A 26602-nucleotide genomic window follows, 5' to 3' on the forward strand; every position below is an offset into this window, starting at 1 on the left:
ACGGAGGCTCTCTCGACGGATTTTTGCGACATGAACCAGACACCAGACAAGGCACGTCCGACGCCCCGCGCGGGCATCATGGACATCGAAGCCTATGTGCCCGGCAAGAGCACGGCGCCGGCCGGTGTTGCCAGGGTCCATAAATTGTCGTCGAACGAGAACCCGCTGGGGCCCTCGCCGAAGGCGATCGAGGCTGCGCGCGAGGTTGCCGGAAAGCTCGATGTCTATCCGGACGGCACGGCAAGGCGGCTGCGCGAGGCGATCGCCGAGGTGCACGGCCTCAACCCCGCGAACATCATCTGCTCCAACGGCTCCGACGAGATTCTCGGCCTGCTCGCGCAGACCTATCTGGCGCCCGGCGACGAGGCTGTTTTCACCGAACACGCCTTCATGGTCTACAAGATCTACATCCAGGCGGCCGGCGCGCTTCCGGTCGCGGTCAAGGAAACCGACGAGCGGGCCGACATCGACGCGATCCTGGCCGCGGTGACGCCGCGGACCCGCATCGTCTTCCTCGCCAATCCCAACAATCCGACCGGTACCTACGTGCCGTTCCAGGAAGTGCGCCGGCTGCATGCCGGCCTGCCGAAGAACGTGCTCTTGGTGCTGGATGGGGCCTACGCCGAATATGTGCGCCGCAACGACTACGAGGCGGGCATCGAACTGGCGGGAAGCGCGGAGAACGTGGTGATGACCCGCACCTTCTCCAAGCTCGGCCTTGGCGGCGCGCGCATCGGCTGGATGTATGGGCCCATGCATATCGTCGACGCGATCAACCGCGTGCGCGGCCCCTTCAACGTCAACGCGACGGCGATCGAGGCTGGCATCGCGGCGATTCGCGACCGCGCCCATGTCGAGCGCAGCGTGGCGCACAACGAAACCTGGCTCGCCTGGCTGAGCGACGAACTGACCAAGCTCGGCCTGCGCGTGACGCCGAGCGTCGGCAATTTCGTGCTGATCCACTTCCCCGAGGACGGCAAGCATTCGGCGGCGGCGGCGGACGACTATCTCACGGCGCGCGGGTACATACTGCGGCGGGTTTCCGGCTACGGTTTTCCCAACGCGCTGCGCATGAGCGTCGGCATCGAAGAAGCCAATCGCGGCGTGATTGCCGCCCTCACGACCTTCCTGAAAAGTTGAGCGCCATGACATCTGCGATGTTCGAAAAGATCGCGCTGGTCGGCATCGGCCTGATCGGCTCGTCGCTGGCCCGCGTCATCCGTCGCGAGGGACTGGCCCGGCATGTCGCGATCTCGACGCGCAGCCCCGCCACACTGGCACGGGCGGAGCAACTCGGCCTTGGCGATTCCTACACCATCGACGCGAAGGAAGCGGTTCGCGATGCGGACCTCGTCATCGTTTCGGTGCCGGTCGGCTCCTCCGGCGCGGTCGCCGAAGAAATCGCGCCGGCGCTGAAGAAGGGCGCCATTCTCACCGATGTCGGCTCGACCAAGGCGTCCGTCATCGCGCAGATGCAGCCGCATGTGCCGGAAGGCGTGCACTTCATTCCCGGCCATCCGCTGGCCGGCACGGAGAAGTCAGGGCCGGATGCCGGCTTCGCCGATCTCTTCGACAATCGCTGGTGCATCTTCACGCCGGTGCCAGGCACCGATCCCGCGGCCTTGGAGACGCTGTCGGAATTCTGGCGGCGCTGTGGCTCCAACATCGACACGATGGATCCGCAGCATCACGACATGACCTTGGCCATCGTCTCGCACCTGCCGCACATCATCGCCTACAACATCGTCGGCACCGCGGACGATCTGGAATCGGTGACCAAGACGGAAGTCATCAAATATTCGGCTTCCGGCTTCCGCGATTTCACCCGTCTTGCGGCTTCCGATCCGACCATGTGGCGGGATGTGTGCCTGCACAACAAGGACGCCATCCTGGAAATGCTGGCGCGCTTCTCGGAGGATCTCGCCTTCCTGCAGCGGGCGATCCGCTGGGGCGACGGCGAGAAACTGTTCGACCTCTTTACGCGCACGCGGGCGGTGCGCCGCTCGATTATCGACGCCGGGCAGGATATCGACGTGCCGGACTTCGGCCGCCAGGCTATCGAACATCCGGAAACGAAGGCTTAGTCAGCTCGACGGGGCCAATGGGCGGCCATCATGGCAAGCGTCTCTGCCCGGTCCGGCGCGCCGAGCCGGCCGCCGAAGCGCTGACATTTGAGCGCCGCGGCGGCGCTGGCAAAGCGCAAGGCCTGCTCGGGCGGCATGGCTTCCGCGAGGCCGACGGCAAAGGCGCCGTGGAACACGTCGCCAGCGGCCAGCGTATCCACCGCCTTGATCCTCGGCGCCGCGACATGGCGGACCGAGCCGATGGAACGGTCGTGCCACCAGCTTCCCGCCGCGCCGCCGGTGACGGCGACAAACGCATCGGTGCGGCTGGCGAGATCGCCGCAGGCGGTTTCCGGATCGAGCGCATGGCCGCAGACGATGCGCGCCGCGGGTTCGGAAGCGACGATGTGCGTGGCCAGCGGCAGCAACTGCTCCAGCACCTCCAGCGGTGCGGTATCGGCATCGAGGATCGCAGGCCGGTCATTGGCGCGCGCCGCGTTCAGGGCGAGCGCCGCGGCGCCCGGCCAGCGGACGTCGACCAGCACGGCGTCGAAGGCGGAGAGATCGGCGGGCAATTCATCGGGGTCGGCCTGCGCCTCGCGGTCGTAGAACGGGACGATGATGCGTTCGCCATGCGCGTCGACGAGGATCGCGGCCAGCGCCGAGCGCGCGCCGGCCACACGTCGGACCAGGCTGCAATCGACGCCCTCGGCCTCGATCTCGGCAACCAGCTGGTCGCCGACGGCATCATCGCCCGCACTTGCCCAAAGCGAGACTTCGGCGCCGAGACGGCGGGCGGCGCAAGCGGCGCTGGTTGCCATGCCCGAGGCGATCTGGACGCCATCGGAGGCGATGAACTTGCCCTGATGCGCGGGCAGCGTGTCGAGGCGAAGGATCGTATCGAGGGTGAACGCGCCGACGCTCAGGAGCTTGACCGGCTTCTCCATCAGATCGCTATCCCTTGTCTGAGCCTGGTCTTGTCCAAAAACCGGTTCCCACTTATTGGGGCCATGCTCTAATCGACCGCTTTGATCTTGCCGAGCGGGATGAAGCCGAGCGAGGCCTTGCCCTTGACGATCCTGAGCGGCATGGACGGCTCGTTGCCGAGAATCGCCAGGCCGGCAAAACCTTGCTCGATCTCGCTCTTGCGCTCGGGGATGGCGCCGCCGAGGATCGCCGCCACCGCCTTGGGATCCCTGAGCTTGATCGTCAGCTCGGCATCGATGAGCCCTTCGGCATCGACCGACAGCGGCCCGGACACGGTTATGCGCGCTTCGCCCGACGACAGGTCGAGCTTGGCGATGTCGACTGACTGGCCGCGCAGGCTCTTCGGCTGCGTCCTGATCAGCGCGACGCCGTTCTTCAGCGTCGCCTCGCCGCTGCCGTCGAGCGGCGGCAGCACGCGCCCGCCGATCGCGTCGGCGTCGATCTCGAGATCGTTGAAACTGCCGACATAGCCGATGTCCAGGCCGTTCGGCTGCAATTGCCCGGCGGCCTTTCCGGCATAGAACAGCTCGACGGGATCGCTGTTGTCGGCCGGATCGGTCTGGCCGGACAGGCCCTCGGCCTTCAGCGCGACGCGCCGCGGCAGCGGCCAGGAGAGCTTCGCGTCCGCCCGCAGGTTGTCCCAGTCGATCCACAGCGGCGTCATGCCGGGCATTGAGGTCCTGAGCGGACCGCGCAGATCGGCGACTGGCGACAGCGGCTGCGTAATTTCGGCCACCGCGTTGAAGCTGCCGGTCGAGGCGGCGACGTTCCTGGCATCGTCCTCATAGGCGAGCGTGTCGCAGGAGATGGCGAAGCTGAGCGGATAGCCGCTGACGGTCAGGTTGGCGCAACCGGCCTCGATGCCGTTGACGTTGAGCGAGGCAACCGCCTTGTCGGCCTCGGTCCTGACGCGATCGGCCAGATAGAACCAGCCAGCGCTGTAGAGGGCGAACAGCACGGCAATGAAGGCAGCGAGCCAGAACAGCCGGCGGCGAAAGTTCGGCGGGCGCTCGTCAGTTGACGTCATGCTGCAGCTCTCATTACCCCTGATATTGCGGGCGGGCGGTTGTTACGCAACAAGCAGGAAGACGTAAAACACCGATTCCGGCCTGGAGTCGGGACTCGCGCGATCAGGCTTGGCGATATGGGCGATTTTTGGGTTTTTGGCTATGGGTCGCTGATCTGGCGCCCGGGTTTCGCGCATGTCGAGACGCGCCGCGCGCGCCTTTACGGCTACCGCCGGGCGCTCTGCGTCTATTCCTTCGTGCATCGCGGCACGCGCCAGCGGCCGGGCCTGGTGCTCGGCCTCGACCGCGGCGGCTCCTGCGTCGGGCTGGCATTCCGGGTGCCGGGCGACCTGCGCGGCGAGGTTCTCGCCTATCTGCGCGAGCGCGAGCTGGTGACCAGCGTCTATCTCGAACGCACGTTGGACATCCGGCTCGACGGGGCAGGGAAGGGAGCGAACGGCAGGGTCGAGGCGGTTGCCTACATCGTCGACCGCGCGCATGAGCAGTATGCCGGCGCGCTCGACACGGCGCATGCGGCAAGCATCGTTCGCGGCGCCGTCGGTCAATCCGGGCGCAACGAGGACTATGTGCTGAGCACTCTGGAGCACCTGAAGGCGCTCAGCATCCGCGACCACTGGCTGGAGGACGTGGCGCGGCGGGTCGCGCCTTTGTGAAGCGCTGGCCTGCCGGAAAAGAATGGCCAGGCCTTTGACCTCGGCAATCCAGGACCTAGGTTAGCTGCTGCCCCCCAGCCGGGCCTGCCCGGCATTATCCCAAGCATCACGGAGATCAGTCTTGCAAAAACGCCGTCTCGGTCGCACCGACCTTTCCATCGCGCCGCTGGTCCTGGGCGGCAACGTCTTTGGCTGGACAGCCGACGAGAACACCTCCTTCGACCTGCTCGACCGTTTTTCCGATGCCGGCCTCAACGCCGTCGACACGGCGGACGTCTATTCGCGCTGGGCTCCCGGCAACAAGGGCGGCGAATCCGAAACCATCATCGGCAAATGGATGAAAAGCCGCGGCAACCGCGACAAGATCGTCGTCATCACCAAGGTCGGCTCGGACATGGGCCAGGGCAGGCGGGACCTGTCCGCCGCCTATATCGAAAAGGCGGTCGACGCCTCGCTGAAGCGGCTGCAGACCGACGCGATCGACCTCTATCTGTCGCACTGGCCGGATCCGGCCACCCCCTACGAGGAGACGCTCGGCGCCTATCAGGGCCTGCTTGCCAAGGGCAAGGTCCGCCATGTCGGCTGCTCCAATCTCGATGCCGGCCAGCTGCGCGCGGCGCTCGATGTGGCGAGCCTGCGCGGCCTGCCGCGTTATGACGTGCTGCAACCCGAATACAATTTGTACGACCGTTCGTCGCTCGACGGACCGCTGCTTGATCTCTGCGTGGCCGAGGACATCGGCGTCATCACCTATTTCAGCCTGGCCAAGGGATTCCTGAGCGGCAAATACCGCGGCAAGGCGGACCTCGGCCAAAGCGAACGGGGCGAGGATGTCGCCAGCTATCTCAACGATCGCGGCATGCGCATCCTCGCCGCGCTCGACGCGGTGTCGGCCAGGCATTCGGCCAAGCAGGCCGAGGTGGCGCTGGCCTGGGTGATGGCGCGGCCGGGCGTCACCGCGCCGATCGCCAGCGCCACGACGACAGCGCAGGTGGACAGCCTGGTGCGCGCCGCGTCGCTGAAGCTCGGCGCCGACGACATCGCGGCGCTGGACCGGGCGAGCGCCTAGAGCGTTTCACGGAAACGGCGAACCGCTCTATCTCTTTGTCTTGACGCAATTCCGGACGGAAAACCGTTTCACACTTTTCCTGGAATTGCTCCAGCCCGGCGCTGCCGGCGCGCCGCAAGCGGGGCGGCCCTTGCCGGACGGTTCGACACGATCGTTCAAGACGGCGACGGCCCCTGCGCCATAACGTTTTGCGCATCGCGACACGATGCGGAAAACGCGTATGGCCGGAATTTTGACCCTCTCGCAGCCATGGCAGCAGGTGCTGGTGCTGGTGCTTGCCGCCGCCGTCGTGATGGGCAGTCCGGGGCCGGCGACGATCAGCGTCACCGCAATAGGCGCTGCTTTCGGCCTGCGCGGCTCGCTGCGCTACACGTCGGGCATCATCGTTGGCACCACGCTCGTGTTGCTGGTGGTGGCTTCCGGCGTGACGGCGATCTTTGCCTCGCTGCCGGGCATGGCGCCGGTGCTGGCGATCGCCTCCGCGATCTACATCCTCTACCTAGCCTACAGAATAGCGACGGCGCCACCGCTGGCGGCGCGCGAGAACGGGATGGCGCCTCCCACATTCTCGGGCGGCTTCCTGCTCGCTGTCGCCAATCCGAAAGCCTATGTGGCGATCGCCGCCGTGTTCGCCGGCGCTTCGTCGGGCGTCGCCGGTCTCGGGGTTGTCACCAAGCTCCTGGTGCTCACGCTGATGATCGTCGCCATCCATGTGCTGTGGCTACTTGCCGGGGCGGCCTTCGCCCGCTTCCTGCGGCGGCCGCTGGCCTCGCGGATCATCAACCTGGCTTTCGCGGCGACGCTGGTGCTGACGACGGCATTGGCGGCGTGGCCTTAGGCCGGCGAAACGGAGCTGCGGCTCAGGCCTTGGCCTTTCCGGCCGCCGCGAGCTCCGCCAGCCGCTTCGCCGCCGTCGGCGGCATCGGCGGCGGATTCGGCGCGCGCGAGGCCTCTACGAGGAGCTGGTCGCAGGCAGCCTCGGTCTCGCCGATCAGCCGCTTCATGAACTCGTCCTTGGCCAGTCCCGGCGGGATCGGCGGCAGGAAGCGGGCCTTGATGGTGCCGGGATAGCGCAGGAATTTGCGGCGCGGCCAGTAGAGGCCGGCGACATGGGCGACCGGGACCACCGGGACGCCAAGCTGCGAATAGATCTCGACGATGCCATATTTGTAGGCCGGCTCGTCGCCCGGAGCGCGGCGCGTGCCTTCGGGGTAGATGATGAGCTGGCGCGGATTGCGGTCCATTTCAGCTCTGGTGGCGGCGACGACCGCCTTCAGCGCCTTGGAGCGACTGCCGCGGTCGACCGGGATCATCCGCATCTTCATGATGTACCAGCCGAAGAAGGGGATCCAGGTCAGCTCCCGTTTCAGGATGTAGAGCGCGTCATCGAGATAGGGAAAAAAGGCGATCGCATCCCAGAAGGACTGATGCTTCGGCGCCAGGATGAAGGACCCTTCGGGCAAGTTCTCGACGCCTGTGATCTCGCTCTTCGTGCCGGCGATCTTGTCGTAGAGCCACATGCAGGTGCGCGACCAGAATTTGGGCACGAACCAGGCCCGGTGGCGCGGCGACAGGAAATAGTACGGGGTCCAGAAGATCATCTGGACGACCAGGCTGAGGTAGAAGACGAGGTTGAACGCCAGCGAGCGGAAATAGAGCATGCGGGAAGGCCCGGTGAGGAAGAGTGCGTTGGTTACACCAAGCGCGGGCAAAAAGGAAACGGCCAGCGAGCGAGGGCCGATCCCGATTTCCTACCACATCGCTTGCGTCAGGCGCTCCTTCAGGCGCGGGGCGGCGAAATCGAGGAAGGCGCGCAGCTTGACCGGCAGCAGGCCCTGCCCGGCATGGACGAGGCTCACCGGCCATGGCGGCGGCTCGAACTCGCGCAGCACTGCCTGCAGCGCGCCGGAGCGCATCGCGGCGGCGACCTGGTAGGACAGCACCTTGGTCAAGCCGACCCCGGCGGTCGCGGCGTCGATGGCGGCTTCCGCGGTGTTGACGCGAAGCCTGGAATGGACCGGCACGGTGATCTCGCTCTTGCCGCCGGCGAAGACCCAGGTGGCAGGGGCCGAGAGGTTGTCGAAGGTAACGCAGCTGTGCACGGCCAGGTCCCCCGGGGTTTGCGGCGTGCCATGGGCCGCAAGGTAGGGTGGGCTTGCGCAGACGACGCGGCGGATCGCGCCGACACGGATGGCGACAAGGCTGGAATCGGGCAGATCGCCGATGCGCACGGCAAGGTCGATATGCTCGTCGACCAGCTGCGTTATCTGGTCCGACAGCGTCAGCCGGATATCGACCTCGGGATAGGCGGCGAGGAAATCGGCGACCACCGGCAGCACGTGCAGGCGGCCGAAGACGATCGGCGCGGTGACGACCAGTTCGCCTTTGGGCGCGCTGTATTCGCCGGCCGCGGCGCGCTCGGCCTCACCGACCTCGTCCAGGATGCGGCGGCAGGCGGCGAGATAGGTCTGCCCGGCAGCGGTCAGCGTCAGCCGCCGCGCCGAGCGGGCGAGCAGGCGCGTGTTGAGGTGCCGTTCCAGTTCCGAGACCTTGCGGCTGACCGTGGCGAGCGGCATGCCGAAGCGGCGCGCCGTGGCTGAAAGGCTGCCGGCCTCCACCGCGGCGACGAAAAGCGACATAGCTTCAAGGCGATCCATGATCTTTCCAGAAAATGGAAGGAACTATTCCAGATATGCCATCTGCATCCGAAATATGGAAGGCTTATATTCGGCGGGTTACCAGCCCTTGGAGGACAGCGCCATATGAACGCCCATGCTTTCACCAGCGACGTCGCCTTCACGCCGAGCGTCAAGGCCATCCAGGCGCGCAAGGGCTCGCGCGATGCCTATTCCCGGGTCGAGGAGCGCGGCGGCTGGCGGGATACGATCACGCCGGATCTTGCCGCCTTCATCGCGGCGCAGACCAGCGTCTTCCTGGCGACCGCCAATGGCGAGGGCCAGCCCTACATCCAGCATCGCGGCGGGCCGGCGGGCTTCCTCAAGGTGATCGACGAGAAGACGATCGGCTTCGCCGACTTCACGGGCAACAGGCAGTTCATCACCCAGGGCAATCTCGCCGACAACGCGCAGGCCTTCCTGTTCCTGATCGACTATGCCCATCGGCAGCGCATCAAGATCTGGGGCAGGGCGCGCGTCGTCGAGGGAGACGCCGAACTGACGGCGAGCCTGATGCCGCAAGGCTACAAGGCGCGTCCCGAGCAGGTGATCCTGTTCACCGTCTCGACCTGGGATGCCAACTGCCAGCAGCACATACCGCAGCGCTTCGATGCTGCGGACGTCGCGGCGGCGCTCGCCGATCGCGACAGGCGCATTGCGGCCCTCGAACAGGAGGTCGAGCGCCTGCGCGCGGTCGAGGCTAAGGGATGATGCGGGCTGGCGGCTTGTCGCTCTTGACCACCGAGGCTTCCGCCAGGGCGATGCCGTCGGCAGTCTGGCGCAGCGGGACGATGCCGCGCGCCAGAGCCAGCACATATTTGCTGTATTCGGTCAAAAGCACGCGCAACGCTTCCGGCTTGGTCAGCCAGCCGCCATTGCCGAGATTGGTGTTGACCACCGGATAGGGCTCCAGCTTGGCGCCGTGCAGCAGCCGCCCCATCTCCAGCAGGCTGCGCGGCATGTGGTAGTTGTTGGTGACGAGAATGACGCTGCCATAGGCGTGGCTTTCCACCCATTTGGCGCTTTCCTCGGCATTGCCGATGGTGTCGAGCGCGGCGCGGTCGATGTCGACGCAGCAGGAAAACAGCGCCTTGTCGCCGCCGGTCGCGGCCTGCAACTGGCGGCGGCTGGCGGAAGGATGAACGCCGCTGATCAGCAAGCGCTCGCCCTTGCCGGAAGCGAGCAGGTCCATCGCCGCGTCGAGGCGCGACTGGCCGCCGGTGAGAACGATGATGGCATCGGCCCTGGCGGGGTTGGCGGGCGTCGTCATGTGGCTGACCGTGCTGGCGAACCAGCCGAAGCCGCCGGCAAACAGAGCCGCAAGTGCCAGCACGGAGAAAGCAAAGATCCGAAGGACGATGGCAAGGCGGGCCAGATTGCCACGCCCGTGCGCACGGGCACCAACAACTGGCATCCGTCCAGCCGTTCCGGTCGTGTCCTGCGCGTCCATCATCCTATGGTTAATCCTGAAATGCGGCCTTTGATAGATGAGAAGGCGCACATTGCGTTACGGCAGTTTCCCTTGCGTGATCATACTCTTGCATGGCGTGATCGTCTCGAAGAACCGGCTTTCGCTTTCTGAAACCGTGCCTAGCCTCCATCCGGCTGGCGCATGTCGATGTCGCTGAGATAGGTTACAACCGTCGCGTGCGAGGTCGCCGCCGTCAGCGCGCCGATCACCAGCACCATCAGGCCGACGCCGAGATAGCCCGCCGAGCCGATGGCGAAATTGCCGAACAGCGCGGTTGCCTGGTCGGCCTGGGGCGTCGCCATGTTGCGCGACGACCACCATGAAAAGACGATGAAGACCAAAATCGCGGCGGCGCCGCCGGCCGCGGCGCCTTTCATGCCGGTGACCAGGAAATGCCAACGGAACTCGCGCGCGATGAAGCGCGCCTCGGCGCCGACGAAATGCAGCACCTCGATGATGTGGCCGTTGCCTGCCATGGCGCCGCGCGTCGCGAACACGACGGTCAGCACGGTCGCCGACAGCATCAGCACCAGCACGGCGATGCCGATGGTCACCGTCGTGCGGGCCATGGTGACGAGCCGGTCGACCCAGGTGCGGTGATCGTCGAGCGCCGCGGTCGGCAATTTGGGCGTGATCGCGGCGCGCATGGCGGCAAAGTCGGGCGGGCTGTTTTCGTCGATGGTGACGACGACGAGGCGCGGCACCGGCAATTCATCGATGTTGAGACCTGTGCCCAGCCACGGCTCCAGCAGCCGCGCGGTGGCGTCGCGGTCGATGATCTTGGTGCCCTTGACGCCGGGAAACTCGCTGGCGATCTGGGAGGCCTGGGCCAATGCCGCCTCCATGTCGAGGCCGTCGACCGGCTTGATCTGGATCGTCGCCTCGCGCGAGATCTGGTTCTCCCAGACCGACGCGGTGTCGCGCACCAGGGTCACGGCGCCGAACGTGAGGCAGGACAGGAAGGTCATGATAGCTATGACCAGCACCAGCGCCCGTCCGGCAATGTTCTGCGCCGGCACGATCGGCGCCATCCTGCGTTGGGGGCGCTGCACCACGCCAGCCATCTCGGCGGGCTGGTCATGCAGATGGTCGGCGGAGAGCTCAGTCATAGATGTCCAGCCTTCCGCCGGCGAGGATCATGCGCCGCGCGTCGACCTGCTCCATCAGGCCGAGGTCGTGGGTGGCGATCACCACCGCCGTGCCGAGACGGTTGAGCTCGATGAACAGCCGAAGCAGCCGGCGCGCCAGCGGCGGGTCGACATTGCCGGTCGGCTCGTCGGCGAGCAGGATCTCGGGCTGTTCGATCAGCGCGCGGGCGATCGCGGCGCGCTGCTTCTCGCCGCCCGACAGCACCGGCGGCAGCACATGCATGCGTTCACCCAGCCCAACCCATTTCAGCAGTTCGGTGACGTCGGTGCGGTAGCTCGCCTCCTCGCGCCCGCGCACGCGCAAGGGCAGGGCGACGTTCTCATAGGTGGTCATGTGGTCGAGCAGGCGGAAATCCTGGAACACGACACCGATGCGGCGCCGCAGATGCGGCAGCTCGCTGCGCGAGATGCGCGAGCGGTCCTTGCCGAAGATGGTGATCAGCCCGCGCGTCGGCTTCAGCGACATGAACAGCAGGCGCAACAACGTCGTCTTGCCGGCGCCGGAGGGCCCGCTCAGGAACTGGAAGGAGCGCTCCGGTATGTGCAGGGAAATGTCGCGGAGGATCTCCGGACCCATGCCATAGCGGAGGCCGACATTTTCGAAGCGGATCACGTTCGACGACCTGGAACTTTCGGCGGCGAAACGCCAGCCCTTTCTCTCAAAAGACCATCGGCCCGCATGGTTAACCCTTGGTTAATTTTCGATGCTTTTCGGTGCATCACCGGGGTTCCGGTGGGGAAGCGTTAACCATTTGCGTTTACCCAAAAGAAACGAACAGCGAACAGGGGCTTACCAGGCCGTATGGCTGAGCAACGAACCGCGCGCCCGGTTTCCGGCGAAATCATGACCGGGCTGGGGACAAGTGCCGCGCAGGAAGCGCGCGCGCCGGTGATCGACGTCGTCGACGCCGATTACGAGGTGCTGCCGCGTCCTTCGGCCAGGCCGGAAGCGCCGCCGGCCCCGCCTTCGCGCGCGACCAGCACGGCCGCCATCGAAGGCATGGGCATGCTGCGCAAGCCGGAGGCCGTGGCCGAACGGCGGCCGGCGTCGCGTGGCGGACCGCTATTCTGGATTGCCGGTGTCGGCGCCGCGCTCGCCGCCTTCTGGGTCTCCGGCGGCCATGCGCTGGTCCGTCAATCGCCGTTCTGGGCCGTCGCGCAGCCGGCGGCCGCGCTTAGCATCTCGGGCATCACCTCGCGCATCGACGCATCAGGGCCGAAACCTGTGCTGTTCGTCGACGGCGAGGCCGCCAATGACGGGGCGCAGGCGGTGCAAATGCCGCCCCTGGAAATCCGTGTCACCGGCAAGGACAGCCAGATCATCCGCTATACGCTGGGGACATCCGGGCGCTCGCTGGCGCCCGGCGAAAGATTTGGCTTTTCCAGCCGCCTCGATGTGCCTAGAAACGGCGTCAAAGCCGTCTCAGTCACTTTTGCTGGCTAAGGCGAAACAAAACCGCGCGACCCGGCGCAGAAACCAAGAAGTTCTACAGCGCTTTCGCAGGCCCTGAAGGTCGCGGTCCTGTAGGCAAAACGCCTGGAGGGCGAAAATGCCAGTTGTGCGCGGCAAGGACATCGAGGTCCTGTTTTCGGCGTCGGCGATCGCCCGCCGCAACCTCGAGCTCGCCAAGGAGATCGCCGGGCGCGACTACCATGACCTCTTGGTGATCTCGGTGCTGAAGGGGTCTTTCGTCTTCGCAGCCGACCTGATCCGCGCCATGCACGATGTCGGCTTGTCGCCCGAGGTCGAGTTCATCTTCATCTCCAGCTACGGCGCCGGCACCACCAGCGGCGAGGTGAAGGTGCTGCGCGACATCGACAACGAGGTCGCCGGCCGCGATGTGCTTCTGATCGACGACATCCTCGAATCCGGCAAGACGCTCTCCTTCGCCCGCGACCTGATGCTGTCGCGCGGCGCCAGAAGCTGCGCCATCGCCGTGTTGCTCGACAAGCGCATGCGCCGCCAGACCACGCTCAACGCCGACTATGTCGGCTTCGACTGCCCGGATTATTTCGTCGTCGGCTACGGCATGGATGTCGCGCATGCTTTCCGGGAATTGCCCTTCGTCGGCGTCGTCAAGGGCGACGCCTAGGGCATGTCGATATTCAGGTGAGGCCGGCCGCAAACAGCGGCCTGACCTGAATCTCAACACCCCCTGAAGCATGCCCCAAATCAGGCAGCACTGAATCGCCGAACACGGCATGCCCTGGATTTCCCCCGGACCAATGTTCCGGTTCAGAAAACGTCAACGTTTCCCCGCCATGTATCTCGCCATGGCAAAGCTTCTGATCGTTGAGGACGATGAGTCCGTCCGCACCCTCGCCGCCCGCGCGCTCGAACGTGACGGGCACAGCGTGGCCATCGCCTGCGATGGCGCCCAGGGACTTGAGCTGATCAAGGCGGCGCGGGGTGGCTATGACCTCGTCGTCTCCGATATCCGCATGCCGGAGATGGACGGCATCGAGATGGCCACCGCGGCGGCGGCGCTGTTCCCGTCGATGAAGATCATGCTGATGACCGGATACGCCGATCAGCGCGAGCGCGCCGAGGAGCTCAACGGCATCATCCTCGATGTCATGCAGAAGCCCTTTACGCTCGCTGAAATTCGCGCTCGCGTCGGCCGCGCCTTGAGCTGCTTCGCCTGAGGCTCCGGGCCGCAGGCCGCCCTTCAGCATATCGGCGGTAACCGTGGCCGGCGCTCACGCCGTGTCGCCGGTCGGCACAAGCAGCGGCGGAGCCGCCCTGCGCCGCTCGGTACGGAAGGCAAGCAGGCCGGCACCGATGATGAGGGCGGCGCCCAGCACGGTCGTCGAGTGCGGCACCTCGGCGAAGAACAGGAATCCCCACAGCGGCGACCAGATGATGCCGGTATATTCGAAGGTGGCGACGCGGTTGGCCGGCGCCAGCCGGTAGGCTTGCGACAGCAGGATCATGCCGGCCGAGGCGACGAAGCCGCAGGCCGCCATCTTGAGAAGGTCGGGAAATGCCGGCCAGATCCACGGCCGCACCAGGAATTCGAGGCTGGGGTGGACGGCGTGCTCAATCCCGGCCAACCGGAACAGGCCGGCGACGAACACTGCGCCCGTCAGATAGGCGCCATTCTGGTAGAACGCCATGACGGTGGAGGATTCGGTGTCGCTTATCTTGCGCGCCATCAGCTGCGAGAAGCCGTAGAGGAAGGCGGAGCCGAGCGACAGCAACGCCGCCCAGTCGAACAGCCCGGCGCCCGGCCGCAGCATGACGAGGACGCCGAGCAGGCCGATCAGCACGGTCGCCAGCGTCTGCCAAGACACCCGCTCGCCGAGATAAGGCCCGGCCAGCACCATGATGCACAGCGGCGCCATGAAATAGAGAGCCACCGCGTCGGCCAGCGGCAGGGCGGCGATCGCCAGATAGTAGGACGTGTAGGAGCTGAACTGGATGAAGGCGCGCAGCGTCAGCAGGCCGGAGCGCTTCGAGAGCAGTGCTTTCAACCCGACATCGGCGTGCACGATAACGATCAGGATCGGCAGGGCGACAATGGCGCGGATCGCCATGACCTCGGTGACCGGGTAGAGGCCCGAGACCGCCTTGACGAGCGGATCCTGGAGCGAAAACACCAGAACGCCCAGACAGAGGCTCAGGATGCCAAGCACCATCCTGTTCTGCATAGGATTCTGCTCCCCGGTTCGCGCGATCCCAAACCGACGCATGCGGTAAAAAGAACCCGCCACCGTTTCGGGCAGCGGGTATGAGTGAGGACTCGATTGGTCCGCAGCCGGTTTGAAGGGCCGCATATCCAATGGGTGAGGCGACTATCCTCCGGCGTTTGACATGTTGCAAACGAATTGGAATGATGCCAGCAATCAAAATTGCTTATGGTGAAATGCGATGAAGCCGACGCTCGACAGCGACCTCCTGCGCACCTTCGTCGCGGTGGCCGAAACCGGCAATTTCACCAAGGCGGCCGAGCAGGCGGGCCGCACCCAGTCGGCCGTGTCGATGCAGATGAAGAAGCTCGAGGGCATGGTCGGCGACAGCCTGTTCGAGCGCGGCTCGCGCGGCGTGGCGCTGACGCGGCGCGGCGGCGAGCTGATCGGCAATGCCAGGCGCATCGTTTCGCTGCTCGACGAGACGGCAGCGTCGATTGCCGCGGCGCCGCTTGGCGGGCCGGTGCGCATCGGCATTCCCGAAGAATATGGCCATGCCATCCTGTCGCGCGCCCTCGGCGCGTTTTCGAAGCGCCACCCGAAGGTCGAGGTGACGGTGCGCTACGCGCATTCGGGCGCCCAGACAGCGGCGGTTGCCGCCGGCGAGCTCGACCTTGCCGTTGTGTTCGAATGGCAGGATCTCGCGGGGGGCGAGGTGCTGATGCACGATCCGACAGTCTGGGTAACGTCCGAGACGCACCACAGGCACGAGGAGCGGCCGGTGCCGATCGCGCTCTACAGCCGCGAGGGATGGTGCCGCGACTTCGCGATCAAGTCGCTGGAACAGCGCGGCCTTGCCTATCGCGTCGCCTATACCAGCGACACCAATGGCGGCCTCAAGCTCGCGGTCACCTCGGGCCTGGCGATCGCGCCGATCTCGCGCAGCAACATCCCGGCCGGCTGCCGCGAGCTGACCGCGGCCGACGGCTTCGGCGACATCGATTCCTCGAATGTCGTTCTGCATCGCAATCCGGCCGCCGCCGGCGAAGCGATCGACAGCATGGAGAATGCGATCCGCGAGGCGTTCACGCTGACGCCCGGCGCGCTCCTCGACGGCTGACTTGCGCTGCTTCAATCCGGTGGGCGGCGGCTCCGCCCTACCCTGCCGGCGTGCTCTCGGAGAAGGTCAGACGGTTGCCGAACGGGTCGTCGACCGTGACCTCTCTCGTTCCCCAGGGCGTCTCTTCCAACCCCGGCCTGGCGTAGCGGTATTTCTTCGCCGTCAGCTCGCGATGCAGCGCCGCTATGTCGGCCACTTCGACACGGACATGCGAGCCCGGCGAACCGTCGCCATGATGCTCGCTCAGATGCAACTCGCAGCCGTCGCGGGCAATGCCGGTGTAAAGCGGCGCATTGTCGTCGAAACGGTGCTGGAACCGCACCTCGAAGCCGAGGAAGCCGAGATAGAATTCATGCGCCTTGGCGACGTCGAATATGCGCAAAATCGGAGTGACGGCACCGAGCTTCGGCATGGCGTTGCGACCGTTGGGAGGAGGCGGGCTATTTCAGTTCCAGCAGCCGTTCTAGATAGCTTCGTTCGATGTCGGGGCTGAGCGCGTTGCCGAGCCGCTTGCGGATCGCTTCCAGGATCTGGCGCGCGCGCTGGACATCGATCTCGTCAGGCACCTTCACCGAATTGCCGTCGTCGGGCCCGCGCGTGGCGCGCGGTCGGCCGAGCGGGTCGCGGTCGGCGTCCTGCTGGCGGCCGCCCTGCTCGCTGCCGCCCTGGTCGCCCTGCATGGCCTGCAGCTGCTTCATCATGTCCTTGGCGCCACGGCGCAGCGCCTCCAGCGCGCGGCCCTGATGGCCGACGGCCTGGTCGCCGTCGCCTTCGCCCAGCGCCTGCTCGGCATTGCCCATCGACTTGCCGGCTTCGCCAAATCCTTCGTTGGGCTCCATGCCCATGCCTTCCAGGCCCTTCCTCAACTGCTCGAGGTCGTTCTGCAGCTTGCCCTGGCCTTCCTGCAACTGCTTCAGCGCGTCGGCGAATTCCTGCGGCGTCATCGGCTTCGGGCGGGCGAGCGGATCGCGGTCCTGTCCCGGTCCCGGCCTGTCCTCGTCCTGGCCGCCGCCGTTTTCGCCGAGCTGCTCGTCGCGGTTCTCGCCGCGCTGCCGCTGGCCGCGCTGCATCTGGTCCATGCGGAAGGTGTCGTTCATCATCTCCTGCTGGCGCCGCATGATCTCGCCCAGCTTGTCCATCTGCTGGCGCATCTCGCTGTCCTGCTCGCCGCCCTGCTGCTGACGGCCGGCCTGCAGGTTGTTCATCATGTCCTGCAATTGCGACAGCAACTGCTGGGCGCGGTCGCGGTCGCCGGATTTCGCGAGGTTCTCGATCTCGTCCATCATGCGTTCGATGTCGCTCTGGCGCAGTTCCTGGCCGTTCTGCTGCATCTGCGGCGCATTCGGGTTCTGCTTGGCGCGCTCGGCGAATTCCTGCAGGAACTGGTTCATCGCCTCGCGCAGTTCCTTCATCGCCTTGTCGATCTCTTCGTCGCTGGCGCCCCTGTTGATGGCATCCTGCAGAGCCTGCTGCGCCTGACGCAGCCGCCGCTCGGCCGCCGACAGATTGCCCTCCTCGATGCCGAGCGCGATTTCCCAGAGATAGGACACGACATTGCGCAGCTGGTCGTCATTGTCGGCCATCTTCAACCGGCTGCGGGCACTCATGATGGCGAGGTAATGCGCCATGTTGTCGAACGTGTCCTCCGGGCGCAGTGTGATCGCGTCCATCAGCTCGAGCACGCGCGGCTTCGAATTGGCGTCGAGCCCAAGCATGCGGCGCTGCTCGATCACCGCCCGCGCCAGGGGGTTGGCGAAGGGCCGCTCCGGCATCACCAGCGTCTTGGTCTCGCTGGTCGCGGTATGGCCGGCGTCGTCGGTGGCGGTGAGGGTCAGCTTGATGCTGCCGCCGGACCAGACGTGCTCGGTCAGGTCCTTGCTGGTCTTGGCGGCGTTGCCCTTGCCGCCGCGCCGCGGCAGCGCCAGCGGCATGTCGGGCGGGCCATAGAGCGGATGCGCGTTGGGCGCCTGCGTGTCGGCGAGCGCTAACTCCGCCTTGGCCGAGGCCGCGCCATAGTCGTCGTCGATCTGGTAGTTGAGCTCGAAGGCACCGTTGACGGCGCGCTTCGGCTCGCCGGCGAAGCGGATCGTCGGCGGCTTGTCCGGAATAACGGCGAAGGCCCAGCGGCCGAGGTCGTCCTCGCCCGATTTCAGCGTCAGCGTGCCGTCGCCGGTCAGCTTGCCGGTGAACTGGCGCACCTTTGGCGCCGCTGTCGCCACGGGCTTGGCGGCCTGCGGCGCGGCCGGGTCGATGGCGCGGGCATTGCCGTCCTTGTCGGCAAAGCTCAGCGTCTCCTCGCCCGAGCCGCCGGTGACGCGCAGCGAGACATCGCTGCCTTGCGGCACGGTGAAGGTGGCCGCCGCCTGTTTGGCGTCGGCGGTGAGGAAGAGCGGCGGCTTGCCGGTATAGGCCGGCGGCGTCACCCAGGCATCGATGCGCGGCGGAACGGCGTCGCGCGCCGCGCGGGCGACGAAACCGTCGCTTACGCGGCCGCCGGAGGGGCCGAAGGAGAAGGCGAAGGCGGTGACCAGAAGCAGCGCCGCCACGGCGCGCAGGCCCCAGCGGTCGCGCTCCGGCACACGCGCGCGCGGCCGGTCGGCGCCAAGACTGCCCAAGCGCTCGGCCATGCGCTTCTGGTGCTCGCGCCACAGCGCCTGCGAGAAGATGCTTTCGTGGCCGCTCGGGCGATCGGTCTGCACCTGCACCGGACTGTGCAACAATTCGTTGGCCGCCTCGATGCGCCGGTCGATCTCTGCGGCGGAGGGCCAGCGGAAGAAGCGCAGCGGATAGAGCGCGGCAAGGGCGGCGCCGGCGAAGACGATCAGCACGCCGATGCGCGCAACGTCGGGCAGAAGCGGGAACAGGCCGAGCCAGGAGATGCTGAGGAACAGGCTGGCAAGGACGAGCAGCGGCAGAAGCAGCGGCCAACCGCGCTCGACCAGCATGGAGGTCCCCGTCGCCAGCCGACTCAGGGCAAGACGCCCGGCCAGGCCACGATCGCCGCTGGAAGTGGGTCGTTGCGTCATCGGCCCTTCCCGTCCGGGCGGGATAGCCCGAACCTCAGGACTGGAAGTTTACCAGCAAACACGGCAAAGGCGAGGCGGGTTCCAAAAACGTGAACCGTTCTTTCCGGTTTATGGTCAGAATTTTGCGGGATCGGTGTTGGATCCGCAGACCAGAACCGCGATGCGCTCGCCCGGCGAGGGCTGGTAGCGGCCGGAGAGCACCGCCGCGAAGGCTGCAGCGCCACCCGGCTCGGAAATGATTCGCACCCGGTCCCAGAGCGCTTTCTGAGCGGCGATGATGTCATCGTCGCTGACTAGGAGCGAGCGCTCGACATAGGCCTCGGCGATCGGGAACATCATTTCGCCCACACGCTTCGGGGCCAGCGAATCGGCGGCGATGCCTTCGGCCGGCGCATCGACGGGCCGGCCGGCCTCGAAGGCGCGATAGAGCGTCGGTGCGCCCTCCGGCTCGACGGCGACGATCCGGATGCGGCCGGCAAACCAGGCGGCGATGCCGCCGATCAGGCCGCCGCCGCCGACGGCGACCAGCAGCGTGTCGATTTCGGGCAGGTCGGCCTCGATCTCGAGGCCGAGCGTGCCTTGCCCGACCAGCGTTTCCTGCTGGTTGAAGGCATGGATCTGCAGTGCTCCGGTGCTTGCGGCGAAGTCCTCGCTGGCGGCCAGCGCCTCGGCGTAGCGCGCGCCGCCGACGACCAGTTCGGCGCCATAGCCGCGAATGCGCGCCAGCTTGGCCGGCGGGCTTACTTCGGGGACGAAGATAGTCGCCTTGTGGCCGAGCCGCATGGCGGCATAGGCGACCGCCGCGCCATGATTGCCGCCGGAGGCGGCGACGACGCCGGCCTTCGGCACGGGGCGTTCGAGCAGGTTGGTGAAGGCGCCCCGCGCCTTGAACGAGCCGGAATGCTGCAGGCATTCGAGCTTGAGATCGACAGCAAGCGGCGCCTGGCCGAAATCGGCCATGTCGACGCGCAGCACCGGGGTGTGGCGCACGTAGGGCCGGATGCGCGGCTCCATCGCGGCGATGCGTTCGCGGGTGATGATGCTCGGATTGGTCATGGTTCGCCTCCTAACCGTGCCGGCTGTCGTCCACGCGCCAGCCGGAATGAACTCATGGCCGCCTGCCTATTTCAGCCAGTCGGGAATGGAATCCAGTCCGATCAGCTCATCATAGGTCTGGCGCGGGCGCACGACGTGGAAGCGGTCGCCGTCGACCAGCACTTCCGGAACAAGCAGGCGGGTGTTGTAGGTGCCCGCCTGCACCGCGCCATAGGCGCCGGCGGTGGCAATCGCGATCAGGTCGCCGGCCTTCAGCCTGGGCAGATCGCGGTCGAGGCCGATATAGTCGCCGGTCTCGCAGACCGGGCCGACGACGTCGACCGTCATGCGCGGCGCCGCCGCCGGCTGCTGCAGCACCGGGCGGATATCGTGGAAGGCATCGTAGAGCGTCGGCCGGATCAGGTCGTTCATGGCGGCGTCGACGACGAGGAAGTTCTTGGCGTCGCCTTCCTTCACGAAGATGACTTCGGAGACCAGGATGCCGGCATTGCCGACGATCAGCCGACCCGGCTCGAACATCACCTTAAGGCCGAGCCTGGTGACGTGCTTCCTGACGATGTCGGCATAGGCGTCGGGCAGCGGCGGCGGGCTGTTGTCGACGCGGTAAGGAATGCCGAGACCGCCGCCGAGATCGACATGCTCGATGGCGTGGCCGTCGGCGCGCAGCGTGCCGACCAGCTCGACGAGGAGCGCGAAGGCATCGTCGAAAGGCTGCAGCTCGGTGATCTGGCTGCCGATATGGGTGTCGATGCCGGTGACCCTGATGCCGGGCAGTTGCGCGGCGCGGGCATAGACCTGGCGCGCCCTTTGCCAAGCGATGCCGAACTTGTTCTCGGCCTTGCCGGTGGAGATCTTCTTGTGCGTCCTGGCGTCGACGTCCGGATTGATGCGCAGCGAGATGGGCGCGACCTTGCCAAGCGCGGCGGCACGGGCCGAAAGCAGTTCCAGCTCCGGCTCGGATTCGACGTTGAAGCAGAGGATGCCGGCCGAAAGCGCGAAATCCATCTCCCTCGCCGTCTTGCCGACGCCCGAGAACAGGATCTTGCTGGCCGGAATGCCGGCGGCAAGGGCGCGGCGCAACTCGCCTTCCGAGACCACGTCGGCGCCGGCGCCAAGCCTTGCCAGCGTCTTCAGCACCGCCTGGTTGGAGTTCGCCTTCATGGCGTAGCAGACCAGCGTGTCGAGCCCGGCGAAGGCCTCCTTGAAGACGCGGAAATGCCTGGTCAGCGTCGCCGTCGAATAGCAATAGAACGGCGTACCGACCTGTGCCGCGATGTCAGGCAGGGCGACGTCCTCGGCATGCAGCACGCCGTCGCGATAGTCGAAATGGTTCACGAGAGTGGTTCCGAACAAGTTTGAGTACGACGAGATCGGGTTTGGAAAGACCAAACCCAGCTCATCGACTCTAGAGCAGCGGGTCGAGGATGAACTTCTTGTCCTCGACCGGTTTTTCCGGCTCCGGCGGCACGGGCTGATGGGCCTTCTCGGCATCCTTGCGCGCCTGCACGGCCGCCTCGTAAGGCGTGTCGAGGCCGGTCCTTCGGCCGCAGGCCGTGACGGCAACCATCGCCGCGAGCAGCGCGAGCGTCACCAAAATCCTGCTTGCGGTCATCGATCCATCCGTCCGAAACTGTTTGCGTGCTGCGCTTTTAGCCGAGTTTTCGGCGCATTGCATCCCGGCAAAATCAAGCCCCGAGAATTCGTCATTCGTCCAGCCGATGGACATACACACCAAACTCGGACGTGGCGGAAAAGTGGAAACTTCCGGCACTTCTTGGCCCCATACCGAAGCCGTCGTTGGCTTTCTCATCAGCAACTGCAAGGAGAAGTTCTGCGAGAAGGTGCAGCGCCCGCTTCGAGCCTTGTATGAGAATCTTTGGATCCCCACCGTCGTTGTCGGAAAGAAGAGCCAGGCTCAGGTTGGATTTCTGGTGGCTGTAGCGTTCTAAAATCTTGTCAGTTTGCATCAATCAGCCTCTCACGCCTTGGCCAGGCGCTTTTTCCAGTAGCGGATCTGCTTGCGCACCTCGGACGGCGCGGTGCCGCCGAAGCTTGTGCGGCTCTTCACCGAGTTCTGCACGGCAAGCACGGAGAAAATGCCCTGCGTGATGCCGGGATGGATCGACTGCAGATCCTCGAGCGAAAGCTTCTCCAGCCCGACCTTCTTGTCCTCGGCCAGCGCCACGGCGCGGCCGGTGACGTGATGCGCCTCGCGGAAGGGCAGGCCGAGATTGCGCACCAGCCAGTCGGCAAGGTCGGTCGCGGTCGCGTGGCCCGAGCCGGCGGCCTTCTTCATGGCGGCGGCGTTGACGGTCATGTCGCGCACCATGCCGGTCATCGCCGCCAGCATCAAGTCGAGCGTCTCGGCGGCGTCGAAGACCGATTCCTTGTCTTCCTGCATGTCCTTGCCGTAGGTCAGCGGCATGCCCTTCATCACCGTCAAAAGGCCGACGAGATGGCCGTTGACGCGGCCGGTCTTGCCGCGCACCAGCTCGGCGGCGTCGGGGTTTTTCTTCTGCGGCATGATCGAGGAGCCGGTAGAGAATGAGTCCGACAGCCGGACGAAGCCGAATTGCGGCGTCGACCAGATGATGATCTCCTCGGCCAGCCGCGACAGATGCGTGGCGCAGATCGCGGCCATGGCGAGAAACTCCAGCGCGAAGTCGCGGTCGGAAACGCCGTCGAGCGAATTGCGCATCGGCTCGCGGAAGCCAAGCGCCTTCGCCGTCTGGTGGCGGTCGATGGCGAAGCTGGTGCCGGCAAGCGCGGCCGCGCCGAGCGGGCTCTCGTCCATGCGCTCGATGGCGTCGCGGACACGCGACAGGTCGCGCGAAAACATCTCGACATAGGCCATGCAGTGGTGGCCGAAGGTTACCGGCTGCGCCGCCTGCATGTGGGTGAAGCCCGGCATCACCGTCGCCGCATGCTCCTCGGCGCGCTCCAGGAAGGCGGCGATCAGCCCCTTCAGCGCCTCGGCGACACGGAAGCACTCGTCCTTGACCCAGAGCCTCAAATCCACCGCTACCTGGTCGTTGCGCGAACGGGCGGTGTGCAGGCGGCCGGCAGCGGCCCCGATGAGATCGGCAAGGCGCGCCTCGACGTTCATGTGGATGTCTTCCAGCCTGGTCGAGAACTCGAACGTGCCGGCTTCGATCTCTTTCAGGATCGTGTTCAGCCCGTCAGCGATCTTTTGTTGATCGGCCGCCGAAATAATGCCCGTTTCAGCCAACATCTCGCTATGGGCGATCGAACCTCTTATGTCCTGTGCGTAGAGTTTGCGGTCGAACGAGATCGACGCGTTGATCGCTTCCATGATCGCGGCCGGACCCGAGGCAAAACGTCCGCCCCACATCTGGTTGCTGGTCTTCTTGTCGCTCATCGCTATAACCCGTGCTCCGGAGCAGTTTTGAAGAAAATGGCAGACCGCAGTCGATTATTCCCGGCCCCGCGCCTGATCCTCGCCGCCCTGGTGGCGGGCGTGCTGGCTGGCGCGGTGGCGGTATATGTCAGCGAGAGCGCTTCTGGCAACAACGTTCCAACGCAGGTCGCGGCATCCGATGGCAAGGACGATGCCGCCTGCGCGGCCAAGGCCGAGCGCGCCAAGCAGGTCGCCGCCAAGGCTACCGGCCAGGTCGCGGCGCTGTTGCCGGCCGATCCGCCGCAGTCGCTGAAGAGCCTTGCCTTCAACGGCCCCGACGGCAAGCCGATGACGGTTGCCGACCACGCCGGCAAGACGCTGCTGCTCAATCTCTGGGCGACATGGTGCGCGCCGTGCCGCGCCGAAATGCCGGCACTCGACGCGCTGCAGAAGGAGATGGGCAGCGACCGCTTCCAGGTCGTCGCGGTCAATGTCGACACCGGCGACGACACCAAGCCGAAGAAGTTCCTCAGCGACATCGGCGTCGCAACGCTCGGCTACTACCGGGATCCGACGCTGGCGTTGTTCAACGACGTCAAGACGCGCGGCCTGGCGCTCGGCCTGCCGGTCACCATGCTGATCGACGGCGAGGGCTGCCTGATCGCGCATATGAACGGCCCGGCCGAATGGTCGGGAGCGGATGCCAGGCGGCTGGTCGAAGCCGCGCTCGGCCCGTCAAGCTGAGCGCAGGGCCGCCGCCGGTTCCAGCATCAGGATGCTGCCGCCGCCGCGCGACCTGCCGGCGCCGTCGTCCTCCTTCTCGGAAGGCACGCCGGTCAGCTCACCGAACGCCTCGATCGGGCCCGGCCTGCCAAGATAGAAGCCCTGGCCGATCTCGCAGTCCTCGGCATCGAGGAACTTGAGCTCGCCCAGCGTCTCGACGCCTTCGGCGAGCACCGGCAGGCCGAGACCGCGGCCGAGCCCGAGAACGGCGCGTACGATGGCCGCGACCTGGCCGTTCCTGTCGACCGACTTGATGAAGGATCCGTCGATCTTGATCTTGTCGAAGGGGAAGGCGCGCAGGTTGGAGAGCGAGGAATAGCCGGTGCCGAAATCGTCCATGGCGACACGGACGCCGAGTGCCTTGATCTGCCGCAAGGCCGCCAGCGCGCGCGGCATGTCCTTGACCAGCGCCGTCTCGGTGATCTCGAGCTCGAGCCTGCCCGGCGCCAGGCCGGACCGCAACAGGACCTCATGCACCTTGCGGCTGAAGTTCGGATTGTGCAGCTGTACGGCCGAGACATTGACCGCGACCATCAGCGGGTTTTTCCAGCGGGCGGCTTCCTCGCACGCGGCCGAAAGTACCCATTCGCCGATCTGGATGATGGCGCCGCTGTCCTCGGCCACCGGGATGAATACGGCAGGCGAGATGTCGCCATGCTCGGGATGGTGCCAGCGGAGCAGCGCCTCGAAGCCGATCATCCTGCCGGTACTGATCTCCTTTTGCGGCTGGTAGACGAGGCGGAATTCGCCGCGCGCCACCGCCTGGCGCAGGTCGTGCTCCATCACCCGCCTGTCGCGCGCCTCGGCGCCCATCGAGGCTTCGAAATAGCGATATGTGTCCTTGCCCTCCGCCTTGGCGCGGTAGAGCGCGGTGTCGGCGTGGCTGACGAGCGAGGCCTGCTCGTCGGCGTCCAGCGGGTAGAGCGCGATGCCGATGCTGGCCGACACCAGGCCGCCGCCGGGCGACAACCGGTTCTCCTCGCGCATGGCCGAAAGCACCGCCTCGGCGATGCGGCCGGCAGCCTGCGGATCCGGCAGGTTCGGGGCGATGATGGCGAATTCGTCACCGCCGAGGCGGGCCAGCATCTGTCCGTGGCGAAGTTTGGCCGAGGCGCATTGCGCCACTTTCTGCAGCATCGCATCGCCGGCGGCATGGCCGAAGAGGTCGTTGACCTCCTTGAACCGGTCGAGATCGAGGAGCATGAGCGCGAGCTGTCCGCCCTTGCCGCCACGGCCCGCCGCGGCGATCTCGGCCTCCAGCCGGCTGTTGAAGGAGCGGCGGTTGGCGAGCCCGGTCAGCGGATCGTAGTGGGCGAGGCGGATGATCTCCTGCTCCGCCTTCTTGCGCTCGCGGATGTCGCGCACGGCGACCACGCCGTGCGGCTTGCCGCAATAGTCGATGGTCCTGGCGATGAGCTCGACGGGGATCGCTGTTCCGTCATGGCTCTTGAGCTCGGTTTCCCGCGCCTGCCCATCGGCTTCCGCCATGGCGGTGGCGGCGCGCTCGCCGAAGAGGTCGCCAAGCACCATGGTATTGAGCGTCGCCGATGCGATGCCGGACAATGCCGCAATGCTGTCGTTGGCGCTGACGATGCGGGTGCCGTCGCAGACGATGAGGCCTTCGACCGCCGCGTTGGCCAGGCCATGCATGCGCTCGGCCTCGGCCTGATGGCGGCGGAAGCGCAGGTCGATCCACAGCGCCGCCGCCGAAAGCACGAGGATGACAAGGCTGGCGGCGGCGGCGGCGAAGGCCTGCGACATCGGCTCGATCGTATACTGCGAGATCGCGATCGAGCTATCCGGATAGATCGACACGGCGCCCATGGCGATGAAGTGCAAGGTGCAGATCGCCAGCGTCAAAAGCACGGCGGCGCCGATCGTCCCCAGTGTCGAGGGGCGGCGCAGCACGACGAAGAGCGACAGCGCCGCAAGCGCGATGCCGGCGACCAGCGAGATGCCGACCAGCAGGTGGTCCCATACGATCCGGCCCTGCACCTCGAACGCCGCCATGCCGGTGTAGTGCATCGTGCCGATGCCGGCGCCGAGCACGGCGCCGCCGACCAGGTAGTGGTCGATGCCGCCGCGCAAGGTGGCGATCCACATGCCGGCGGCCGTCAGCAGGACGGCCGCGGCAAGCGAAAGCACCGAGAGTTCGGTGTTGTAGGCGTTGGGTATTCCAGGCGAGAAGGCGATCATGGCGATGAAATGCGTCGCCCAGATGCCGAACCCGGTCGAGGTGGCGGCAATCATCAGCCAGGCATAGCGGTTTCTGTGGGTCGAGCGGTCGACGTGGCGAAGCAGATTGACCGCCGAGAAGGAAGAAATGCCGCAAATAAGGGCTGCCAGCGCGACCAGTCTCAAATCGTGCTCGTGCACGATACAATTATAGACAGTCAACATCGCGCTTCACCTGATCTTCCCGCAACAATCAAGCAATGAAATTGATTAGAGCGGTACGGTTGAAGAATCGGTTATTGCGCATGCAACCACCGCGCGTGTCGCTGGTTGTGCCGGCGTCTCTCGCGCATCGCCGGC

27 protein-coding genes are annotated in these 26602 nt (G+C 66.1%); 11 read left to right on the top strand and 16 right to left on the bottom strand.

Going from position 1 to position 26602, the window contains the following annotated elements:
- Nucleotides 1-30: 30 nt before the first annotated feature.
- Together hisC and EN846_RS26010 are read left to right on the top strand one after the other, a co-directional pair.
- Nucleotides 31-1140 carry a histidinol-phosphate transaminase gene (hisC, locus tag EN846_RS26005; protein ID WP_127392791.1) on the top strand — a complete coding sequence of 370 codons (1110 nt, stop codon included), beginning with the start codon at nt 31-33 and terminating at the stop codon, nt 1138-1140.
- 5 nt (nt 1141-1145) lie between these two features.
- Nucleotides 1146-2084, top strand: coding sequence for a prephenate/arogenate dehydrogenase family protein (locus EN846_RS26010; protein ID WP_187331471.1), 939 nt, complete (start codon nt 1146-1148; stop codon nt 2082-2084).
- Here EN846_RS26010 and EN846_RS26015 read toward each other — a convergent pair.
- Together EN846_RS26015 and EN846_RS26020 are read right to left on the bottom strand one after the other, a co-directional pair.
- Nucleotides 2081-3010: a sugar kinase gene (locus EN846_RS26015; protein ID WP_127392793.1), complete on the bottom strand. Its 930-nt coding sequence runs from the start codon at nt 3008-3010 to the stop codon at nt 2081-2083. The genes EN846_RS26010 and EN846_RS26015 overlap by 4 nt on opposite strands.
- A 68-nt stretch (nt 3011-3078) precedes the next feature.
- The gene (locus EN846_RS26020; RefSeq protein ID WP_135859404.1) at nt 3079-4077 is read right to left on the bottom strand and encodes a DUF2125 domain-containing protein; all 999 of its coding nucleotides are present in this window, start codon (nt 4075-4077) and stop codon (nt 3079-3081) included.
- Nucleotides 4078-4194: 117 nt separating this feature from the next.
- Between EN846_RS26020 and EN846_RS26025 the strand changes: the two genes are divergently transcribed.
- The 3 genes from EN846_RS26025 (at nt 4195) to EN846_RS26035 (ending at nt 6638) form a co-directional block, all read left to right on the top strand.
- A complete protein-coding gene (locus EN846_RS26025) occupies nt 4195-4731 on the top strand; it encodes a gamma-glutamylcyclotransferase (RefSeq protein ID WP_127393478.1) in 537 nt (178 codons plus the stop codon).
- Nucleotides 4732-4852: 121 nt separating this feature from the next.
- On the top strand, nt 4853-5800 hold the full coding sequence (locus EN846_RS26030) for an aldo/keto reductase (RefSeq protein ID WP_127393477.1): 948 nt from the start codon (nt 4853-4855) through the stop codon (nt 5798-5800).
- A 220-nt stretch (nt 5801-6020) separates the two neighbouring features.
- A complete protein-coding gene (locus tag EN846_RS26035; RefSeq protein WP_245493341.1) occupies nt 6021-6638 on the top strand; it encodes a LysE family translocator in 618 nt (205 codons plus the stop codon).
- Between the two features lie 22 nt (nt 6639-6660).
- Here EN846_RS26035 and EN846_RS26040 read toward each other — a convergent pair whose 3' ends face one another.
- Together EN846_RS26040 and EN846_RS26045 are read right to left on the bottom strand one after the other, a co-directional pair.
- Nucleotides 6661-7461, bottom strand: a complete 801-nt coding sequence (locus tag EN846_RS26040; RefSeq protein ID WP_127284999.1) for a 1-acyl-sn-glycerol-3-phosphate acyltransferase — start codon at nt 7459-7461, stop codon at nt 6661-6663.
- 90 nt (nt 7462-7551) lie between these two features.
- Entirely contained in the window at nt 7552-8457 is a 906-nt protein-coding gene (locus EN846_RS26045) for a LysR family transcriptional regulator (protein WP_127393475.1), read from the bottom strand.
- A 105-nt stretch (nt 8458-8562) separates the two neighbouring features.
- Between EN846_RS26045 and EN846_RS26050 the strand changes: the two genes are divergently transcribed.
- A complete protein-coding gene (locus EN846_RS26050) occupies nt 8563-9186 on the top strand; it encodes a pyridoxamine 5'-phosphate oxidase family protein (RefSeq protein ID WP_127393474.1) in 624 nt (207 codons plus the stop codon).
- On the opposite strand, the gene EN846_RS26055 is transcribed toward EN846_RS26050, so the two are convergent.
- The 3 genes from EN846_RS26055 to ftsE form a co-directional block, all read right to left on the bottom strand.
- Nucleotides 9176-9928: a YdcF family protein gene (locus EN846_RS26055; protein WP_127285002.1), complete on the bottom strand. Its 753-nt coding sequence runs from the start codon at nt 9926-9928 to the stop codon at nt 9176-9178. The two genes, EN846_RS26050 and EN846_RS26055, sit on opposite strands and share 11 nt — an antisense overlap.
- A gap of 137 nt (nt 9929-10065) precedes the next feature.
- Nucleotides 10066-11055 carry an ABC transporter permease gene (locus EN846_RS26060; protein ID WP_127285003.1) on the bottom strand — a complete coding sequence of 330 codons (990 nt, stop codon included), beginning with the start codon at nt 11053-11055 and terminating at the stop codon, nt 10066-10068.
- Nucleotides 11048-11707, bottom strand: coding sequence for a cell division ATP-binding protein FtsE (ftsE, locus tag EN846_RS26065; protein WP_023757234.1), 660 nt, complete (start codon nt 11705-11707; stop codon nt 11048-11050). The genes EN846_RS26060 and ftsE overlap by 8 nt, the downstream gene beginning before the upstream one ends.
- Before the next feature lie 189 nt (nt 11708-11896).
- Here ftsE and EN846_RS26070 point away from each other — a divergent pair, with 189 nt between their 5' ends.
- From EN846_RS26070 to EN846_RS26080, 3 genes are all read left to right on the top strand, one after another.
- Nucleotides 11897-12538, top strand: coding sequence for a hypothetical protein (locus EN846_RS26070; RefSeq protein WP_127391833.1), 642 nt, complete (start codon nt 11897-11899; stop codon nt 12536-12538).
- Between the two features lie 106 nt (nt 12539-12644).
- Nucleotides 12645-13187, top strand: a complete 543-nt coding sequence (gene hpt, locus EN846_RS26075; protein ID WP_127285005.1) for a hypoxanthine phosphoribosyltransferase — start codon at nt 12645-12647, stop codon at nt 13185-13187.
- Between the two features lie 181 nt (nt 13188-13368).
- Entirely contained in the window at nt 13369-13740 is a 372-nt protein-coding gene (locus EN846_RS26080) for a response regulator (protein WP_127285006.1), read from the top strand.
- A gap of 54 nt (nt 13741-13794) precedes the next feature.
- On the opposite strand, the gene EN846_RS26085 is transcribed toward EN846_RS26080, so the two are convergent.
- The gene (locus EN846_RS26085) at nt 13795-14745 is read right to left on the bottom strand and encodes a DMT family transporter (RefSeq protein ID WP_127391832.1); all 951 of its coding nucleotides are present in this window, start codon (nt 14743-14745) and stop codon (nt 13795-13797) included.
- A gap of 220 nt (nt 14746-14965) precedes the next feature.
- Here EN846_RS26085 and EN846_RS26090 point away from each other — a divergent pair, with 220 nt between their 5' ends.
- Nucleotides 14966-15844: a LysR substrate-binding domain-containing protein gene (locus EN846_RS26090; protein WP_127310756.1), complete on the top strand. Its 879-nt coding sequence runs from the start codon at nt 14966-14968 to the stop codon at nt 15842-15844.
- Nucleotides 15845-15881: 37 nt separating this feature from the next.
- Here EN846_RS26090 and EN846_RS26095 read toward each other — a convergent pair whose 3' ends face one another.
- The 7 genes from EN846_RS26095 to argH all read right to left on the bottom strand — a co-directional run bounded on the left by EN846_RS26095 (nt 15882) and on the right by argH (nt 23305).
- Nucleotides 15882-16256 (bottom strand): glyoxalase superfamily protein, encoded by a 375-nt coding sequence (locus EN846_RS26095; protein WP_127391831.1) that lies wholly within the window; start codon nt 16254-16256, stop codon nt 15882-15884.
- A 28-nt stretch (nt 16257-16284) separates the two neighbouring features.
- Nucleotides 16285-18870: a TIGR02302 family protein gene (locus EN846_RS26100; protein ID WP_128346268.1), complete on the bottom strand. Its 2586-nt coding sequence runs from the start codon at nt 18868-18870 to the stop codon at nt 16285-16287.
- Nucleotides 18871-18984: 114 nt separating this feature from the next.
- Nucleotides 18985-19926 carry a threonine/serine dehydratase gene (locus tag EN846_RS26105; protein WP_127391829.1) on the bottom strand — a complete coding sequence of 314 codons (942 nt, stop codon included), beginning with the start codon at nt 19924-19926 and terminating at the stop codon, nt 18985-18987.
- Between the two features lie 66 nt (nt 19927-19992).
- Complete coding sequence (gene lysA / locus EN846_RS26110) at nt 19993-21261, bottom strand: diaminopimelate decarboxylase (protein WP_127391828.1); 1269 nt, start codon at nt 21259-21261, stop codon at nt 19993-19995.
- A gap of 70 nt (nt 21262-21331) precedes the next feature.
- On the bottom strand, nt 21332-21538 hold the full coding sequence (locus EN846_RS26115; protein WP_127391827.1) for a hypothetical protein: 207 nt from the start codon (nt 21536-21538) through the stop codon (nt 21332-21334).
- A gap of 91 nt (nt 21539-21629) precedes the next feature.
- Nucleotides 21630-21893: a hypothetical protein gene (locus EN846_RS26120; RefSeq protein ID WP_127312130.1), complete on the bottom strand. Its 264-nt coding sequence runs from the start codon at nt 21891-21893 to the stop codon at nt 21630-21632.
- An 11-nt stretch (nt 21894-21904) separates the two neighbouring features.
- Nucleotides 21905-23305: an argininosuccinate lyase gene (argH, locus tag EN846_RS26125; RefSeq protein ID WP_127391826.1), complete on the bottom strand. Its 1401-nt coding sequence runs from the start codon at nt 23303-23305 to the stop codon at nt 21905-21907.
- A gap of 36 nt (nt 23306-23341) precedes the next feature.
- Here argH and EN846_RS26130 point away from each other — a divergent pair, with 36 nt between their 5' ends.
- Nucleotides 23342-24028: a TlpA disulfide reductase family protein gene (locus EN846_RS26130; protein WP_127391825.1), complete on the top strand. Its 687-nt coding sequence runs from the start codon at nt 23342-23344 to the stop codon at nt 24026-24028.
- On the opposite strand, the gene EN846_RS26135 is transcribed toward EN846_RS26130, so the two are convergent.
- Nucleotides 24020-26467 (bottom strand): EAL domain-containing protein, encoded by a 2448-nt coding sequence (locus tag EN846_RS26135; protein WP_127391824.1) that lies wholly within the window; start codon nt 26465-26467, stop codon nt 24020-24022. The genes EN846_RS26130 and EN846_RS26135 overlap by 9 nt on opposite strands.
- Nucleotides 26468-26602: the final 135 nt, after the last annotated feature.

Origin of the sequence: Mesorhizobium sp. M4B.F.Ca.ET.203.01.1.1 (genome assembly GCF_004791025.1) — a bacterium.
In the GTDB taxonomy this organism is placed as follows: Bacteria; Pseudomonadota; Alphaproteobacteria; order Rhizobiales; family Rhizobiaceae; genus Mesorhizobium; species Mesorhizobium abyssinicae.